Consider the following 15,724-nt stretch of genomic DNA (forward strand, 5'->3'; position numbering starts at 1 on the left):
AGCCTGTGGTCTGACCACAGGAGGTTTCCGTGAGCGACACCCGCGCCTGGCAGCACGTGCTCGAGCACGTCGAGTCGCGCCTGCTCGCGGGCGAGCTCGCACCCGGCGACCGCCTCCCCGGCGAGCGCGCCCTCTCCGCCGAGCTCGGCGTCGGCCGCTCGAGCGTGCGCGAAGCGCTGCGGGTGCTCGAGGCGATGGGCCTCGTCCGCACCGCCTCGGGCTCCGGCCCGAGTGCCGGCGCGGTGATCGTCGCGACCCCCGACGGCGGCATGCGCACCCTCATGCGCCTGCAGGTCGCGGCGCGCGGACTCCCCGTCGCCGACCTCGTCGACACCCGCGTGCTGCTCGAGGGCGCCGTCGCGGCGCGCCTCGCCGAGGCATCCGCCGGCGAGGCATCCGCCGCACCCGAGCTCGCCGCGGCCGAACGCCTGCTTGACGCCATGGACGATCCGACGCTCGCGCCCGAGGAGTTCCTCGCGCTCGACGCCGCCTTCCACCTCGCCCTCGCCGAGGCCGCCGGCAACCAGGTCACCCTCGCGACGATGGCGGGCCTGCGCAGCGGCATCGAGGGCTACGTCGTCGCCGGCATGCAGCGCATCGCCGATTGGCCCGCCATGGCCGCACGGCTGCGCGCCGAGCACCGCGGTGTGCTCCGCTCGATCACCGACGGGGATGCCGCGGCGGCCCGCCGAGGCATCCACGACCACATCGCCGGGTACTACGCGGCGATCTCCGACCCCGCACGATAGGACCACGACATGGTGCAACGCCAGCTGCCGAACCCGCGCGAGCTCTTCCAGCTCATGAAGTTCAAGACGCCGACGCTGAACCCCACCGATCGCCGCCTCGAACGCGCCCTCACGATCTGGGACCTCCGCGACATCGCCCAGCGCCGCACCCCGAAGGCCCCCTTCGACTACACCGAGGGCGCCGCCGAGGACGAGCTCTCGCTCGCCCGCGCGCGGCAGGCGTTCCAGGACGTCGAGTTCCACCCCTCGATCCTGCGGAACGTGCCCGTGGTCGACACGAGCCGCGAGGTGCTCGGCGGGCCGAGCGCACTCCCCTTCGGCATCGCGCCGACCGGCTTCACCCGGCTGATGCAGACCGAGGGCGAGGTCGCGGGCGCCGGGGCCGCAGGCGCGGCGGGCATCCCGTTCACGCTGTCGACGCTCGGCACCACCTCGATCGAGGGCGTGAAGGCGGCGAACCCGAGCGGCCGCAACTGGTTCCAGCTGTACGTCATGCGCGACCGCGAGATCTCGTATGAGCTGACCCGGCGCGCTGCCGCCGCCGGTTTCGACACGCTCTTCTTCACGGTCGACACCCCGGTCGCCGGGGCGCGGCTCCGAGACAAGCGCAACGGCTTCTCGATCCCGCCGCAGCTCACCCTCGGCACGATCGTGAACGCGATCCCGCGCCCGGCCTGGTGGATCAACTTCCTCACCACCCCGCCGCTCGAGTTCGCGTCGCTGTCGACGACCGGCGGCACGGTCGGCGAGCTGCTGGACGCCGCGATGGATCCGACGATCTCCTTCGACGACCTCGAGATCATCCGCGCGATGTGGCCCGGCAAGATCGTCGTGAAGGGCGTGCAGACCCTGGAGGACGCGAAGAAGCTCGCGGGCCTCGGCGTTGACGGCATCGTGCTCTCCAACCACGGCGGGCGCCAGCTCGACCGGGCGCCCATCCCGTTCCACCTGCTGCCGGACGTCGCGCGCGAGGTCGGCGGCGACCTCGAGGTGCACGTCGACACCGGCATCATGTCGGGCGCCGACATCGTCGCCTCGATCGCGCTCGGCGCGCGCTTCACCCTCATCGGCCGCGCCTACCTCTATGGCCTGATGGCCGGCGGGCGGCGCGGGGTCGACCAGACGATCGCGATCCTGCGCACGCAGATCGAGCGCACCATGAAGCTGCTCGAGGTGTCGACGCTCGACGAGCTCGGCCCGCAGCACGTGACGCAGCTCGCGCGCCTGCAGCCGATCGCCCGCCCGGTGCAGGCCGCGGCGGAGCTGGCCGCCGCGTCGAAGCCGAAGACGGTCCGCTCGCCGCGGCCTGCGGCGAAGAAGCCGGCCGCCGCCGCGAAGAAGCCCGTCGCCCCGAAGAAGCCCGCCGCCCCGAAGGCCGGCTGACCCCGCTCCCCGCTCCCCGCTCCCCGCTCCCCGCTCCCCGCTCCCCGCTCCCCGCTCCCCGCTCCCCGCTCCCCGCTCCCCGCTCCCCGCTCCGAGAGCGTCGCATCCCGACATCCGCGGCGATCCGCCGAGGCATCCGCGTCGGAATCCGACCCTCTCGGCGGCCCCCAAACCGACTTGCCCAACTTTCATGGAAGTCGGGCAACTCGGGGTGTGGGATGGGCGAGCGCGGGTCAGCGGGCAGGGCGCCGCAGCGAGCGCGTGCGTACGTACTCGGAGAGCACGACGCCGGTCTCGAAGACCTGCGTGGCGACCTCGGCGAAGCCGCTCGGCGCGTACGGCCGCGGTCCGAACAGCGGGATGCCGGCGCCGAACAGCAGCGGGTACCGCTTCAGCACGAGCCGGTCGATCTCGTCGGCGAGCGCTGCGGCGAGCGCGCCGCCGCCGCAGAGCCAGATGCCCGATCCCTCCTCGGCCTTGAGTTCGCGCACGACGTCGACGGGGTCGCGACGCACGGTCTCGACGCCGTCGCCGCTCGCCTCCTGCTCCCGGCTGAACACGAGTTGCCTGAGGTGCCGGTAGGGACTGTCGACGCCGAAGGGCAGGCCGACGGCGTAGGTGTTCCAGCCCATCAGCACGGTGTCGAAGCGGCTGCGGACCTGCGCGAGGCCGAGGGCGGCGGCCGCGTCGGTGGGGACGGTGTCGGCGAACCGCTCGTTGATCGCCGACATGTGGTCGCCCTCCACCGGGAAGGCGTCGAACTCGCCGTTCGGCCCCGCGATGAACCCGTCGAGGGTGACGGCGACGTAGTAGCTGAGTGCTCGCATCCTGCTCCATTCACAACATGTGTAGTGATTGGGAGACTACAACAGATGTTGTGGTTGCGCTAGGGTCGGAGCATGGCGAAGAACGAGGCGCGCCGACGGGCGCTCGCGGATGCCGGGCTCGAGGTCCTCGCCCGCGAGGGCTCGCGCGGGCTCACCCACCGGGCGGTGGACGACGCGGCATCCGTGCCCGCAGGGACGACCTCGAACTACTTCCGCAGTCGCGAGGCCCTCATCGGCGGGCTCGTCGATCGCATCGGCGAGCGCCTGGCGCCGAGCGAGGCCGACCTCGAGGCGCGCGCCGGCGCCGAGCCGAGCCCGGAGCTCTTCGCCGACTACCTCCGCGACATCGTCCGCCGGCTCACGACCGAGCGCGAGGTCACCCTCGCCCTCTTCGAGCTCCGGCTGGAGTCGACCCGTCGCCCCGAACTCGCCGCGGTGCTCGGCGCCTGGCAGCGAGCCGGATTCGAGGCCGACGTCGCGTTCAACACGGATGCCGGACTGCCGGGCGGCGCCCGCGAGATCGCCCTGTTCCACTACGCGATCGACGGGCTCCTCCTCGACCGGCTCACGAGCCCGATCGACCCCGGCACCTCCACCGACGAGGTCGTCGACGCCCTCGTCGCGGGGCTCCTCCCCCGCCGCTGAGCTCGCGCGGGGGTCGCGCGCCCCGCCGACTCCACCCCGAGTTGCCCGACTTCCATGAAAATTGGGCAACTCGGGGGTGGGGCGGGCGGAGCCCGCTCAGCGGGCGGATGCCGCCCAGGCGAAGCCGTCCGGGTCGCTGACCGAGCCGAGCGCACCCGTGATGACGATCCGGTGCGAGCCTGCGCCCTCGGCGGGCACTCCGGCGTCCTTCGCGAGGGCGCGCCGCTTGTACAGGCCGAGCCCGATGCGGCTGCCGGGTGTCTCGAACTCGACGTAGCTGCCGAAGCTCTTGCCGACGGCGATGCCGCGCTCGGTGTAGAAGCGCTTGCTCGCCGCGACGTCCTCGGCCCCGAGGAGCAGCACGATCCGGTCGAACACGGCGGCGGCGGGACGGACGTCCTTCTTCGCCGAGGTCGCGACCTTCCAGATGGTGCCGTCGGGCGCCTGCACGGTGCCGCCGTAGCCCCAGAGGGACTTCGTGAGCGGCTTCACGACGGTGGCGCCGGCGTCGAGGGCCGAGCGCACGAGCGCGTCGACGTCGCCGGGCTGGGCGGCGATGAGCGAGAGGGTGAAGCCGCGGAAGCCGCTGCTCGGAGCCTCCGCGGGCTGCACCCGCAGGCGGTCGCCGAGGCCGAAGGCGGCTGCGGCGAAGCGCTCGGCGGCGGCGACGTCGTCGGCCTGGATGACGATCGAGTCGATCGCCGGGGCGGTGGTGGGGTTCGTCTTCGTGTCCATGTCGGCCACGCTACGAGCGAGCGGATGCCCCGGGCTTCTCGATTCCTGCTCGATCCGTCGAACCGGGGCGAGCCGCCGACTGAGGCCCCCACCTGTCCGTCGCTTGCTCGACTGGCGTTCAGCATCGGGGAGCAGACTGGCGGTGAGCCCGCAGCTGGGCGGGCCGGAATCGAGCCGAGGAGTCCGTGCACATGAAAGCGCTGCAGTACCGCACGATCGGGGCCGCCCCCGAGATCGTCGAGATCGAGACGCCGGAGCCGGGTCCGGGCGAGGTGCGGATCCGGGTCACGGCCGCCGGCGCCTGCCACTCGGACAGCTTCATCATGGGGCTGAACGAGGAGCAGTACGTCTACGGCCTGCCGCTCACCCTCGGCCACGAGGGCGCGGGCATCGTGGACAAGCTCGGCGAGGGCGTCACCGGCGTCGAGGTGGGCGAGGCCGTCGCCGTCTACGGGCCGCAGGGCTGCGGCCGCTGCGTGCAGTGCGCGCAGGGCAAGGAGAACTACTGCGAGCGCGCCGCGGAGCTCGGCATCCGCCCGCCCGGGCTCGGTGCGCCCGGTGCGATGGCCGAGTACCTCGTGGTGCCGGACGCCCGCTTCCTGCTGCCGCTCGGCGACCTCGACCCCGTCGAGCACGTCGCGCTGACCGACGCGGGCCTCACCCCGTACCACGCGATCAAGATGTCGCTGCCGAAGCTCGTGCCCGGCACGACCGCCGTCGTCATCGGCGCGGGCGGCCTCGGCCACGTCGCGATCCAGCTGCTCCGCGCGCTCTCGCCGGCGACGGTGGTGGCGCTCGACGTGAGCCAGGACAAGCTGCGGCTGGCCACCGAGGTCGGCGCGCACCACGTGTTCCCCTCGGACGCCGAGGCCGCCGAGCGCGTGAAGGAGCTCACGGGCGGCAAGGGCGCGACGGCGGTGTTCGACTTCGTCGCCATCCAGCCGACCATCGACGCCGGGCACGCCATGCTCGCGGTCGAGGGCGACCAGGTGCTCGTCGGGGTCGGCGCGGGCGCGGTGCCGGCGGGCCTGCTCGCCTCGCCCTACGACTCGACGGTGCGGGCGCCGTACTGGGGCTCGCGCGCCGAGCTGTTCGAGGTCTTCGAGCTGGCCCGCGCCGGGCTCGTCAAGATCGAGACCGAGCGCTTCTCGCTCGACGAGGCGCCGGAGGCGTACCGCCGGCTGCACGAGGGCACGCTCCGGGGTCGCGCGGTCGTCGTGCCCTGAGCGCGCTCCGGAACGACGGATGCCCCGGGGCCGACGGGCCCCGGGGCATCCGCGTGCGAGCGCTGCTGCGCGATCAGTTGCAGGTGATGACGGTGCCGTCGTCGAGCTGCCACACGCCCGAGCCGAGCTCGGCGCAGGCGGCGCCGAGGCTGCCCGCGGCCGCGACGGCGATCACGATGGCGATGATCGTCACGATGATGCCGAGCGCCAGCAGGATCGAACCGACGATGATGCCGGCCTTCGCCGGGCCGTTCTTGTGGCCCGCCTTCTTCGACTGCGAGTTCGCCACGATGCTCAGGATGAGGCCGATGAGCGGCATGAAGATCGCGAGGATCAGGCCGGCGATGCCGAGGCCCTTGCCCGGGAAGGTGTCGCCGGCCGGGGCGGGCGCGTAGGCCGGCTGGCCCGGAGCGCCGTAACCGGGCTGCCCCTGCGGGGTGCCGTAGGCCGGCGGTGCGGGCGGTGCGGCGTAGGCCGGAGCGGCGGGCTCGGCAGCCGGGGCGGCGGGCGCCTCGTACGCCGGTGCGGCGGGAGCTGCCGGCTCGGCGGGAGCCACGGGCTCCGCGGGAGCCGCGGCGGGCTCGGCGGGCGCGGCGGCGGGCTCGACCGGGACGGCGGGCTCGGCCGGCTGCGGCGGCTCGCCCTGCGGGGTGTTGGGGTCGGTCATGGTGGGCTCCTCCGAGTCGCGGACATGGTCCGGGGAGTGTCGCCCCCCCGACCCGCCGATGGTAGCGCCACTCGGTGACGGCGGGCCAGTCTCCGCGCCGCGATCAGCCGCGACGCCCGGCACGGCGGATGCCTCGGGCGGCCCGCGCCCGAGGCATCCGCACGCCGTGCGACCGGATCAGCGCCCGGCGTTCGCCGCCTGCAGCAGCTGCTCGATCTGCTCGCGCGTCACCGGGATGCCCGGGAAGCCGACGAGCCGGCCGATCGGGAACGAGGCCATCATCTTCGCCATGCCCTCGTCGTCGGCCATCGCCGCCATCGTCGGGTCACCGCCGAAGAGGCCGCCGAGCGCCTGCGCGACGATCGGGCCGGCGACCGGGTCGCCCATCAGATCGCCGATCGAGGACTCCATCGTCAGCGGCAGCCGCACGGCGTCGCCCTCGACGACGACCCCGGCCTCGACCCGGAGGTCGCGGCTCGAGGCGCCGACGGCGACGAGGTACTCGCCGCCCTCGACGACCCAGCGGTCGACCCGGACGTCCCAGTAGGCGAGGTCCTTGCGACGCACCGCGAGCTCGACCACCCGAGACTCCCCGGCCGCGAGCTCGACCGAGGCGAAGGCCTTCAGCTCACGGTGCGCCCGCTGCACGGCCGAGCCGGCGAGCCCGGTGTAGAGCTGCACCACCTCGCGGCCGTCGCGCTCGCCCGTGTTCGTCACCGTGACGCGGGCGGCGATGCCGTCGGCGTCGGCCGACACCTCGAGCGCCGAGTAGGCGAAGGAGGTGTAGGAGAGGCCGTGTCCGAAGGGGAAGTGCACGGCCGCGTCGCGCGCGTCGTACCAGCGGTAGCCCACGAAGAGCCCCTCGCCGTAGCGGACGTGCCCGAACTCGCCCGGGAAGTCGAGGTAGGCGGGGGTGTCCGCGAGTCGCAGCGGGATCGTCTCGGTGAGGCGGCCCGAGGGGTTCACCACCCCGTAGAGCACGTCGGCGACGCCGCCGCCGCCCGCCTGCCCGCCGAGCCAGCCCTCGACGACGGCCGGGACCTCTTCGGCGAACGGCAGCTCGACGACGCCGCCGTTCGCGAGCACGACGACGACGTTCGGGTTCGCGGCGCGCACGGCTGCGAGCAGCTCGAGCTGCGCCTCGGGGAGACGCAGGTGCTCGCGGTCGAAGCCCTCCGACTCGGCCGCGGCCGGCAGGCCCAGGAAGGCGAGCACGACCTCGGCGCCCTCGGCCGCGGCGACGGCCTCGGCGAGGAGCGCGGGGTCGGCGGCGGCCTTCGCGTCGAGCGTGAAGCCCGGGGCGAACACGGGGGCCGCGCCGGCGAGCCGGCCGATCTCCTCGAGCGCGGTGTCGAGCCGGGTCGGGTTGATCAGCGAGGAGCCGGCGCCCTGGTAGCGCGGGGTGCGGGCGAACTCGCCGACGACGGCGACCCGGGCGCCGGGAGCGAGCGGCAGCACGCCCTCGTTCTTCAGCAGCACAACGCCGCGGGCCGCGGCCTCGCGGGCGAGGGCGTGATGGGCATCGACGTCGTACGAGGCATCCGCGTCCGCCCCGGCGACCGCCCGCTGCGCGAGCCGCACGGCGCGCTCGGCCGCGAGGTCGAGCGCGGACTCGGCGAGCCGGCCCTCCCGCACGGCCTCGACGAGCTGCGCGTCCGTGCGGCCGTCGGAGGACGGCATCTCGAGATCGAGCCCGGCGGGCAGGCCCGCGACCCGGTCGTTCACGGCGCCCCAGTCGCTGACGACGAGCCCCTCGAAACCCCACTCCTCGCGCAGCACCTTCGTGAGCAGCCACGGGTCCTCGCTCGCGAACACCCCGTTGATGCGGTTGTAGGAGCACATCACGGTCCACGGCTGGGCGTCCTCGACGACCCGCTGGAAGCCGCGCAGGTAGATCTCGCGCAGCGGACGCGGGTCGACGTCGCTCGACGCGCGCATGCGGTCGAACTCCTGGTTGTTCGCGGCGAAGTGCTTCAGCGAGGCGCCGACGCCCTGCGACTGCAGGCCGCGGACGAGCGCCGCGCCGAGCACGCCCGAGACGATCGGGTCCTCGGAGAGGTACTCGAAGTTGCGCCCGCACAGCGGCGAGCGCTTGATGTTGATGCCCGGCCCGAGGAGGACACCGACGCCCTCGGCCCGCGCCTCCTCGCCGAGGGCGCGGCCGACCCGCTCGGCGAGCTCGGGGTCCCACGCGGAGCCGAGGGCGACGGCCGGCGGGAAGCAGGTCGCCGGCACGCTGTCGGCGAGGCCGAGGTGGTCGCTGGAGCCGCGCTGCAGGCGCACGCCGTGCGGGCCGTCGGTCAGCACGATGGACGGAATGCCGGCCCGCTCGACCGCCTTCGTGCTCCAGAAGCTCGCGCCGCTCGTGAGCGACGCCTTCTCCTCGAGCGTGAGTCCCGCCACGAGCTCCGCCGCGTCGCGCGCGGTGAACTCGGCGGCCTGGTCGATGGTGTCGGTCATACCGATGCTCCTTCGTAGGGTGACGCCGGCCGGGCGTCGAGCGGTGCCGGATCGGCCCGGCGGAAGAGGGGCTTGCCGTAGTCGCGCTGCAGCAGCGTCGCGAAGGCCCACCAGAGCACGAGCGTCGCGGAGGCGCCGCCGATGACGCCGACGACGGCGTCCGAGAACCAGTGCGCGTTGATGAGCGTGCGCTGCCACACCATGCCGACGGCGATCAGGCCGCCGACGAGCCACCACCAGCGCCGCTTCGCGACGGGCAGCAGCGCGGCGACGCCGACGAGCAGGATGCCGGCGCTGACCGAGTGCCCGGAGGGGAACGAGCCGTGGTCGACCTGGAACAGCGGCCCGAAGAGGTTCGCCGCGACGTCGTCGGCCGGGCGCGGGCGGTCGACGAGGTTCTTCACCAGCTGCGACACGAGGAGGGTGCCGCCGAACTCGGCCGCGAGGAAGAACAGCGCCGAGCGCCAGCGCCGCACGACGAAGAGCCAGATCGGGATGAGCAGGATCGTGAGCACCGCGCCGGGAAGCTCGCCGAGGTACTGGAAGAACATCGGCAGCGCCCACGTCTCGCCGCCCGTGCCGGGGGCGAGGCCGACGAACGCCCGCCAGGCGTCGTCGAAGGGCTGCGTGAAGGGCTGCTCGACGTTCGCGGCCACCGCGAAGGCGAACGCGACGAACACGGCCAGGCCGGCGAGCCCGGCGACGAGCAGCACCCGGGGGCGACGGGACCTCGAGGCATCCGCCGTCATCGCACGGCCCTGATCGGCCAGACGGCGAAGGCGCCGAGCACGGAGAGGACGATCGCCACCGGGAACAGGCCGGCGAAGCCGAAGGCGAGCACGATCGCGCCGGCGACGCCGGGGGCGAGCGTCTGCGGCAGGGTCGCGGCGATGTTGACGACGCCGAGGTCCTTCGCGAAGGACTTCGCCGAGGGCAGCACCTCGCTCATGAGCGCGGTGTCGACGGCCTGGAACATGCCGAAGCCGAGGCCCGAGATGAAGATCATGATCATCCACGCGGTGACGTCGGGCCAGACCCACGGCAGCAGGAAGGCGAGTCCGGTGACGACCGAGGAGGCGAAGACGAAGATCTTGCGGCGGCCGAGCTTGTCGGAGAGCGGCCCCGAGACGACCGTCGCGATGAGGATGCCGGCGAGGCTGATCAGGCCGAGCAGCGGGATGACGTCCTGCGGACGCTCGACGCCGAAGTAGTCGGTGAGCAGGAACAGCTGATAGCCGGTCACGGCGAAGTAGCCCGTGTAGAGCAGCAGCCGCCCGGTGAACGCCCAGAAGAAGTCGGGGTGCTTGACCGGGTTCACCCAGAAGGTGCGCAGGAAGTCGCCGAGCTTGAACGGCTCGACGGGGAGGTCCTTCGAGGAGTGATCGGGGTTGAACACGATGAAGAGCGTGAGCACGACGATCGCGATCGCGGCGAAGGTGAAGTACCCGGCCGTGAGGCTGTCGTAGAACATCGAGCCGACGACCTGGCCGCCGAGCGCGCCGACCATGAGCCCGATGCCGGAGAGCGCGGCGAAGGTGCCGCGGCGCTTCAGCGGCACGCGGTCGGGCATGACCGCGCTGAGCGGGCCCTGCGCGAAGTTGTAGGTGATCTGCACGAGGGTCCAGGCGATGACGACGCCGACGAGCGAGTCGGCGAAGGCGAGGCCGACGAGCGAGAGGCCGCCGGCCAGGGCGCCGAGGAAGATCCAGGGGGCGCGGCGGCCGAAGCGGGAGCGGGTGCGGTCGGAGATCTGCCCGGCGATGGGCTGGGCGATCATCGCGCAGAACGCGCCGATGGTCATGACGATCGCGAGGTTCGCGACCTTGTCGGCGCTGCCGAAGGTGAGCTCGACCTGGCGCGGCAGGAGGATGCCGGGGACGGCGCCCCAGATCAGGAAGATGCCGAGGTTCGCGGGGATGATCCAGCCGAGGAGCCGGCCGACGCCCGTGATCGGGGCGGGCGGGTCCTCGTTGCCGGCGGCCTCCTCGACGAAGGCGGCGGCTTCGAGGGATTCGGGATCGTCGGGTCGGGACTCGGCGGCGGGCTGCGGAGCGGACGACATCGTCATCGGGGGAAGTCCTTCCAGGAGGCCTCGTCATCGAGGCGGTGCGAAAACCATACGCCACTCGGTTTTGCTCTGCAAGCGACTACGATTCACGTATGGCACGCAGGGGTTCGTACGCGAAGGGCATCGCGAAGCGCGAGGAGATCCTCACCGCCGCGCTCGACGTCATCGCCCGCAACGGCTACGGGCGCGCCTCCGTGCGCGAGCTCGCCGACGCCGTCGGCCTCAGCCAGGCCGGCCTGCTGCACTACTTCTCCTCGAAGGAGGAGCTCTTCGCGGAGATCCTGCGCAAGCGCGACGAGGTCGACCGCGAGGTCCTCGAGGCCGCCGACGCCGACCACGAGCTCAGCATGATGGACGGCTTCGTCCAGGTGATGCGCCACAACGCCGACGTGCCCGGGCTCGTGCAGCTCTACGCCCGGCTGTCGGCGGAGGCCACCGAGGCCGACCACGCCGCCCGCCCCTTCTTCACGGAGCGGTTCCGGATGTTCCGCGAGATGTCGGTGGAGAGCATCCGCGAGGGCCAGGCAGACGGCACGCTCCGCGCCGACCTCGACCCGGAGAAGATCGCGAGCCTGCTCCTCGCCGCCGCCGACGGGCTGCAGACCCAGTGGTTGATGGACCCCTCGATCGACATGGGCGATCACATCGAGTACCTGCTCGCGTCGCTGAAGCCGCCGGCCGCGGAATGACCGGGTCGCTCGCGAGCGCCGACGTCGGCCGGCACAACCTGGCGCTCGTCGCCGGCCGGCTCGCGGCGCTCGGCAGCGCGAGCCGCAGCGAGCTCGCGACCGCGACGGGCCTCGCGCGCGGATCGGTGACCGCCCTCGTGCGGCGCCTGGAGCACGACGGGCTCGTGCGCGAGACCGCATCGATCGCCCCGACGGGCAAGGGCCGCCCGCGCACGCTCCTCGAGCTGAGCGGCGACCACCTCGCGATCCTCACCGTGCTGATCGACGCCGACCGCGCGGTCGCCGTCGCCTCCTCCCTGCGCGGCGAGCGCCTGCACCGCGCCGAACGCCGGCACGGCCGACCGATGGGCGACCCGGCCCGGGTGGCGGACGTCGCCGCGGCCGTCGTCGGCGAGCTGCTCGCCGAGCTCGAGCCGGCCGGGCGCCGGATCGCCGAGGCATCCGTCGTCGCCTGGGCCCCGGTCGGCGGGGACCCCGCCGTCGTGCTGGCCGACACCGATCTCGACTGGGGCACGGTCGATCTGCTCGCACTCCTCGCCGAGCGCTCGCCCACGATCGCCGCGCTCGCCCGCGCCGGGCGGCTGCGCCTGCTCGCCGACACGGCCGTGGCCGCGGTCGCCGAGCACCTCGACACGGGACGCCCGGCGGAACTGCTGTACCTGAAGAGCGACTCGGGCATCGGCGGCGCGATCGTCGTCGACGGCGCCCCGCTCGACGGCAGCCACCACATCGCGGGCGCGCTCGGCCACCTGCCGGTCGTCCCCGAGGGCGCGGCCTGCGGCTGCGGGCAGCGCGGATGCCTCGTCACGGTCGCCGGCCCCGACGTCCTCCTCGCCGCCGCCGGACTCGACGCGCTCGCCCGCGAGGCGGGCCTCACCGCGGCGCTCCGCGTCTTCGTCGACCGCATCCGGGCCGAGGAGCCCCGCGCGGTCGCGGCCTGGCGGAGCGGTCGCGCCGAACTGGCCCGGGCGCTGCAGATCCTGGTCATGGCGATCGATCCGACGGTGATCGTGCTCGGCGGCTACCTGGCCGAGCTGGCCGACGAGCTCGGCGAGGCGCTCGCGGCCATCCAGCCCGGCATCGACGGGCGGTACCTGACCCCGCCTCGGGTGCTCGGCAGCCGCCTCGGCGCGGATGCGGCGCTCGTCGGCGCCGAGCGCACCGCGGTGGCGCGGCTCCTCGCCGATCCGGCGGCGCTCGCCCGCGACTGAGGACCCGCAGCCCGGGGCTGCGGCTCGGGATGCCTCCACCGGGGCCGCCGACCCCGCGCTGTTCCCCGCCAGAGGTGGATACGCTCTGGACTTCCGGCGATGGATGTCGGCTGGTTCGCGTACGCTCGATGCATCGGGATACCACGATGAACGGGTGCACAGCATGATGGAACGGAATCGACCACCGCACACGACCGCGCGCTGGCCGGCGCGTCTCGTCGTCGCCGCACTGCTGCTCGGCGCGGGCGCCCTCGTCGGCTGGTCCGTCTCGGCCGTCTTCGTCCCGCCGAGCGATGCGCTCGCCACCAGCGGCTCCACGCACGTCGAAGTGGTCGCCGGCGAGGTCGGCTCCTCGGTGCAGCTGACGACCGTGGCGTCGTGGCCGCAGACGCCGGCGGGCACGAACCGCGCGGCGGGCACCGTCACCTCGGTCGCGGTGGGCCCCGGAGACGAGGTGGGCGACGGCGCCGAGCTGTACTCGGTCGACCTCCGTCCGGTCGTCGTCGCGACCGGCGCGGTGCCAGCGTTCCGCCCGCTCACTCTGGCGAGCGAGGGCGCCGACGTGCAGCAGCTGCAGCAACTGCTCGCCGAGCTCGGCCAGTACGACGGCCTCGTCGACGGCGAGTTCGGCCCGCTCACCGAGGCGGCGGTGAAGCGCTGGCAGGAGTCGCTCGGCGTACCGGCCGACGGCGTCGTGCAGGCCGGCGACCTCGTCTTCGTGCCGGAGCTGCCGGGCCGCATCTCCCTCGACGACGAGCTCGTCCGCCCGGGTGCCGGGCTGGTCGGCGGCGAGGCGGTGGTCTCCACGCTTCCCGCCGAACCGCAGTTCGTGATCCCGGTCGGGCGCTCCCAGGCGGCGTCGATGCCGCCCGGCACCGCCGTGGCGATCCAGGCGCCCGACGGTGCGAGCTGGCAGGCGGTCGTCGCCGAGCAGCTCCCCTCCGGCGAAGCCGACGACCAGCTCGCGCTCGTGCTCGGCGGGGCCGACGGCGCATCCATCTGCGGCGCGGGCTGCGGCGCGCTGTCCGCACGCGGCGACACTCCGCTGCCGTCCACCGTCGTGACCGCCGAGACGGTGCGGGGCCTCGTCGTCCCGGTCGCGGCACTCGGTTCCGCGGCCGACGGCACCGTGGCGGTCGTCGACGAGCGCGGCCGCAGGCATCCCGTCGAGGTCGTGGCGGCCGCGCGCGGCATGGCCGTCGTCGAGGGGGTCGACGCGGGGCTCCGCGTCCGCGTCCCCGCACCCGAGGGCGGCGACCCGGCGGCCGAGGGATGAGCCGGCCTCCGCGGGCGGTGCTCTGCGCCGAACGCGTCTCCTTCCGCTACGAGCCGGCGACCCCGCTGCTCGACGACTGGTCGGCGACGTTCCACCGGGGCGAGCTCGTCGCCGTGACCGGGCCGTCCGGCCGCGGCAAGTCCACGGTGCTCTACCTGCTCGGGCTCATGCTGCGCCCGACGGCGGGCGAGGTGCTGCTCGACGGCGAGCCGATGCAGTCCCGCCCCGATCGCGAGCGCGCCGCCCATCGCGCCGCCCGGTTCGGCTTCGTCTTCCAGGACGCCGCGCTCGATACCACCCGCACCGTGCTCGACAACGTGCTCGAGACCGCCCTGTACCGCGGCGACGACCGCCGGCGGTCCCGGCACCGGGCGCACGAGCTGCTCGAACGGTTCGGGGTGGCGCTCCGCGCCGACGCGAGGCCCGGCCAGGTCTCTGGCGGGCAGGCGCAGCGCATCGCGCTGTGCCGGGCGCTCCTCGGCGACCCGCGGATCGTGCTCGCCGACGAGCCGACGGGCAACCTCGACCCCGCGTCGAGCGAGGTCGTGTTCACCGCGCTGCGCGAGCAGGCCGCTCGCGGGGCGGCGGTCGTCGTGGTGACGCACGATCCGGCGCTCGTCGGCCGGTGCGACCGGGAACTGGTCCTGTGAACGCCGTCCGGCGGGCGCGCGCGCTGCTGCGGGAGGCGCTCGTCTCGGCCCTCGCCCAGCCGGTCGGGTCCGTGCTCGGCTTCGTCATGGTCGCCGGGATGTGCGCGGCGGTGCTCCTCACCTCGGGCCGCACGGTCGCGGCCGAGCAGCAGGTCGTCGCCTCGATCGACTCGACGGGCACCCGCGCCATCGTCGTCCGCGCCGAGCCCGACGCGGGGCTCGACGTCTCGGTGCTCGACCGCCTCGCCCACATCGACGGCATCGAGTGGGCGGGAGCGTTCGGGCTCTCCGAGGATGCGCGCAACACCGCATTCCCCGACGGCGCCCCGGTCGCGCTGCGCCGGGCCTGGAGCGACGACTGGGCCGGGCTCGGGCTGTCGGCGCAGCCCGGGGTCGCGCTCGGCGAGGCGGCGTACGCCTCCGACGCAGCGCTGGCGCAGCTGGGCATGGCGGAGGCCGCCGGCGGCATCGCCGTGCGCGGCGGCACCTCCTACGCGATCGCCGGACGCATCGGGACGCCCGAGCACCTCGCGTTCCTCGAACCGCTCGTCATCGCCCCGCAGTCGGGGGCGGAGCGGGCGGCGCCGGTCGGCGCACTCGTCGTGATCGCGACGCGGCCCGAGCTCGTGGCGCCCGTGACCGACACCGTCCGCACGCTGCTCGACGTCACCGATCCGGACACCGTCGAGATCCGCAGCAGCGAGGCGCTCGCAACCCTCCGCGGGCTCGTCGGGGGGCAGCTCGGGGCGCACGGACGCGCGCTCACGCTCGGCATCCTGGGCGGCAGCGCGCTCCTCGTCGCCGTGCTGCTGTTCGGCATGGTGATGCTCCGCCGCAAGGACTTCGGCCGGCGACGCGCCCTCGGCGCCTCGCAGCGGCTGATCGTCGCCCTCGTGACGACGCAGACGGCGATCACCGCGACCGCGGGCGCCGCCGTCGGCTCGGCGGTCGCCGCGGCGGTGCTCTGGCTCTCCGGCGATCCGGTCCCCGAGTTCGCGTACCTGATCGGCGTCGACGTCCTCGGGGTGCTCGTCGCGACGCTGGCCGCGCTCCTGCCCGCCCTGTCCGCGGCGCGGCGCGAGCCGATCGCGGAGCTCAGGGTGCCGTAGCGGCCCGGGCCGTTGCGCTGCCGACCGGG

The 15,724-nt window shown here is 74.0% G+C and carries 15 protein-coding genes; 9 read left to right on the top strand and 6 right to left on the bottom strand.

The window, feature by feature from the left end; all coding sequences use genetic code 11:
• Positions 1 to 29 precede the first annotated feature (29 nt).
• The gene (locus ACFWE1_RS15710; RefSeq protein WP_376934344.1) at positions 30 to 749 is read left to right on the top strand and encodes a FadR/GntR family transcriptional regulator; all 720 of its coding nucleotides are present in this window, start codon (positions 30 to 32) and stop codon (positions 747 to 749) included.
• 9 nt (positions 750 to 758) lie between these two features.
• Entirely contained in the window at positions 759 to 2,132 is a 1,374-nt protein-coding gene (locus ACFWE1_RS15715) for an alpha-hydroxy-acid oxidizing protein (protein ID WP_376934345.1), read from the top strand.
• Between the two features lie 233 nt (positions 2,133 to 2,365).
• Here the strand turns inward: ACFWE1_RS15715 and ACFWE1_RS15720 are convergent, their stop codons facing one another.
• Positions 2,366 to 2,959 (bottom strand): dihydrofolate reductase family protein, encoded by a 594-nt coding sequence (locus tag ACFWE1_RS15720; protein ID WP_376934346.1) that lies wholly within the window; start codon positions 2,957 to 2,959, stop codon positions 2,366 to 2,368.
• 72 nt (positions 2,960 to 3,031) lie between these two features.
• Here ACFWE1_RS15720 and ACFWE1_RS15725 point away from each other — a divergent pair, with 72 nt between their 5' ends.
• Complete coding sequence (locus ACFWE1_RS15725; RefSeq protein WP_376934347.1) at positions 3,032 to 3,604, top strand: TetR/AcrR family transcriptional regulator; 573 nt, start codon at positions 3,032 to 3,034, stop codon at positions 3,602 to 3,604.
• A gap of 96 nt (positions 3,605 to 3,700) precedes the next feature.
• Here ACFWE1_RS15725 and ACFWE1_RS15730 read toward each other — a convergent pair whose 3' ends face one another.
• The gene (locus tag ACFWE1_RS15730; protein ID WP_376934348.1) at positions 3,701 to 4,339 is read right to left on the bottom strand and encodes a glyoxalase; all 639 of its coding nucleotides are present in this window, start codon (positions 4,337 to 4,339) and stop codon (positions 3,701 to 3,703) included.
• A gap of 191 nt (positions 4,340 to 4,530) precedes the next feature.
• Between ACFWE1_RS15730 and ACFWE1_RS15735 the strand changes: the two genes are divergently transcribed.
• Positions 4,531 to 5,565 (top strand): NAD(P)-dependent alcohol dehydrogenase, encoded by a 1,035-nt coding sequence (locus tag ACFWE1_RS15735; RefSeq protein WP_376934349.1) that lies wholly within the window; start codon positions 4,531 to 4,533, stop codon positions 5,563 to 5,565.
• Between the two features lie 73 nt (positions 5,566 to 5,638).
• On the opposite strand, the gene ACFWE1_RS15740 is transcribed toward ACFWE1_RS15735, so the two are convergent.
• From ACFWE1_RS15740 to ACFWE1_RS15755, 4 genes are all read right to left on the bottom strand, one after another.
• Positions 5,639 to 6,232 carry a DUF4190 domain-containing protein gene (locus ACFWE1_RS15740; RefSeq protein WP_376934350.1) on the bottom strand — a complete coding sequence of 198 codons (594 nt, stop codon included), beginning with the start codon at positions 6,230 to 6,232 and terminating at the stop codon, positions 5,639 to 5,641.
• Between the two features lie 177 nt (positions 6,233 to 6,409).
• Positions 6,410 to 8,692: a glycoside hydrolase family 3 C-terminal domain-containing protein gene (locus tag ACFWE1_RS15745; protein ID WP_376934351.1), complete on the bottom strand. Its 2,283-nt coding sequence runs from the start codon at positions 8,690 to 8,692 to the stop codon at positions 6,410 to 6,412.
• The gene (locus ACFWE1_RS15750; RefSeq protein ID WP_376934352.1) at positions 8,689 to 9,441 is read right to left on the bottom strand and encodes a phosphatase PAP2 family protein; all 753 of its coding nucleotides are present in this window, start codon (positions 9,439 to 9,441) and stop codon (positions 8,689 to 8,691) included. The genes ACFWE1_RS15745 and ACFWE1_RS15750 overlap by 4 nt, the downstream gene beginning before the upstream one ends.
• Positions 9,438 to 10,760 (bottom strand): MFS transporter, encoded by a 1,323-nt coding sequence (locus tag ACFWE1_RS15755; protein WP_376934353.1) that lies wholly within the window; start codon positions 10,758 to 10,760, stop codon positions 9,438 to 9,440. The genes ACFWE1_RS15750 and ACFWE1_RS15755 overlap by 4 nt, the downstream gene beginning before the upstream one ends.
• A 92-nt stretch (positions 10,761 to 10,852) precedes the next feature.
• On the opposite strand from ACFWE1_RS15755, the gene ACFWE1_RS15760 reads away from it, so the two are divergent.
• The 5 genes from ACFWE1_RS15760 (at position 10,853) to ACFWE1_RS15780 (ending at position 15,695) form a co-directional block, all read left to right on the top strand.
• Entirely contained in the window at positions 10,853 to 11,449 is a 597-nt protein-coding gene (locus tag ACFWE1_RS15760; RefSeq protein ID WP_376934354.1) for a TetR/AcrR family transcriptional regulator, read from the top strand.
• Complete coding sequence (locus ACFWE1_RS15765) at positions 11,446 to 12,660, top strand: ROK family protein (protein ID WP_376934355.1); 1,215 nt, start codon at positions 11,446 to 11,448, stop codon at positions 12,658 to 12,660. The genes ACFWE1_RS15760 and ACFWE1_RS15765 overlap by 4 nt, the downstream gene beginning before the upstream one ends.
• 163 nt (positions 12,661 to 12,823) lie before the next feature.
• The gene (locus ACFWE1_RS15770; RefSeq protein ID WP_376934356.1) at positions 12,824 to 13,936 is read left to right on the top strand and encodes a peptidoglycan-binding protein; all 1,113 of its coding nucleotides are present in this window, start codon (positions 12,824 to 12,826) and stop codon (positions 13,934 to 13,936) included.
• Positions 13,933 to 14,586, top strand: coding sequence for an ABC transporter ATP-binding protein (locus ACFWE1_RS15775; protein ID WP_376934357.1), 654 nt, complete (start codon positions 13,933 to 13,935; stop codon positions 14,584 to 14,586). The genes ACFWE1_RS15770 and ACFWE1_RS15775 overlap by 4 nt, the downstream gene beginning before the upstream one ends.
• Positions 14,583 to 15,695: an FtsX-like permease family protein gene (locus ACFWE1_RS15780; RefSeq protein WP_376934358.1), complete on the top strand. Its 1,113-nt coding sequence runs from the start codon at positions 14,583 to 14,585 to the stop codon at positions 15,693 to 15,695. The genes ACFWE1_RS15775 and ACFWE1_RS15780 overlap by 4 nt, the downstream gene beginning before the upstream one ends.
• Positions 15,696 to 15,724: the final 29 nt, after the last annotated feature.

Origin of the sequence: Agromyces sp. NPDC060279 (assembly GCF_042726785.1) — a bacterium.
Taxonomy (GTDB): domain Bacteria; phylum Actinomycetota; class Actinomycetes; order Actinomycetales; family Microbacteriaceae; genus Agromyces.

Bases quoted from the DNA above. Each gene is read 5' to 3' on its own strand.
- ACFWE1_RS15725 (WP_376934347.1), top strand. From the start codon at position 3,032: ATGGCGAAGAACGAGGCGCGCCGACGGGCGCTCGCGGATGCCGGGCTC.
- ACFWE1_RS15765 (WP_376934355.1), top strand. From the start codon at position 11,446: ATGACCGGGTCGCTCGCGAGCGCCGACGTCGGCCGGCACAACCTGGCG.
- ACFWE1_RS15740 (WP_376934350.1), bottom strand. From the start codon at position 6,232: ATGACCGACCCCAACACCCCGCAGGGCGAGCCGCCGCAGCCGGCCGAG.
- ACFWE1_RS15735 (WP_376934349.1), top strand. From the start codon at position 4,531: ATGAAAGCGCTGCAGTACCGCACGATCGGGGCCGCCCCCGAGATCGTC.
- ACFWE1_RS15745 (WP_376934351.1), bottom strand. From the start codon at position 8,692: ATGACCGACACCATCGACCAGGCCGCCGAGTTCACCGCGCGCGACGCG.
- ACFWE1_RS15730 (WP_376934348.1), bottom strand. From the start codon at position 4,339: ATGGACACGAAGACGAACCCCACCACCGCCCCGGCGATCGACTCGATC.
- ACFWE1_RS15775 (WP_376934357.1), top strand. From the start codon at position 13,933: ATGAGCCGGCCTCCGCGGGCGGTGCTCTGCGCCGAACGCGTCTCCTTC.
- ACFWE1_RS15720 (WP_376934346.1), bottom strand. From the start codon at position 2,959: ATGCGAGCACTCAGCTACTACGTCGCCGTCACCCTCGACGGGTTCATC.
- ACFWE1_RS15760 (WP_376934354.1), top strand. From the start codon at position 10,853: ATGGCACGCAGGGGTTCGTACGCGAAGGGCATCGCGAAGCGCGAGGAG.
- ACFWE1_RS15755 (WP_376934353.1), bottom strand. From the start codon at position 10,760: ATGACGATGTCGTCCGCTCCGCAGCCCGCCGCCGAGTCCCGACCCGAC.
- ACFWE1_RS15750 (WP_376934352.1), bottom strand. From the start codon at position 9,441: ATGACGGCGGATGCCTCGAGGTCCCGTCGCCCCCGGGTGCTGCTCGTC.
- ACFWE1_RS15715 (WP_376934345.1), top strand. From the start codon at position 759: ATGGTGCAACGCCAGCTGCCGAACCCGCGCGAGCTCTTCCAGCTCATG.
- ACFWE1_RS15770 (WP_376934356.1), top strand. From the start codon at position 12,824: ATGATGGAACGGAATCGACCACCGCACACGACCGCGCGCTGGCCGGCG.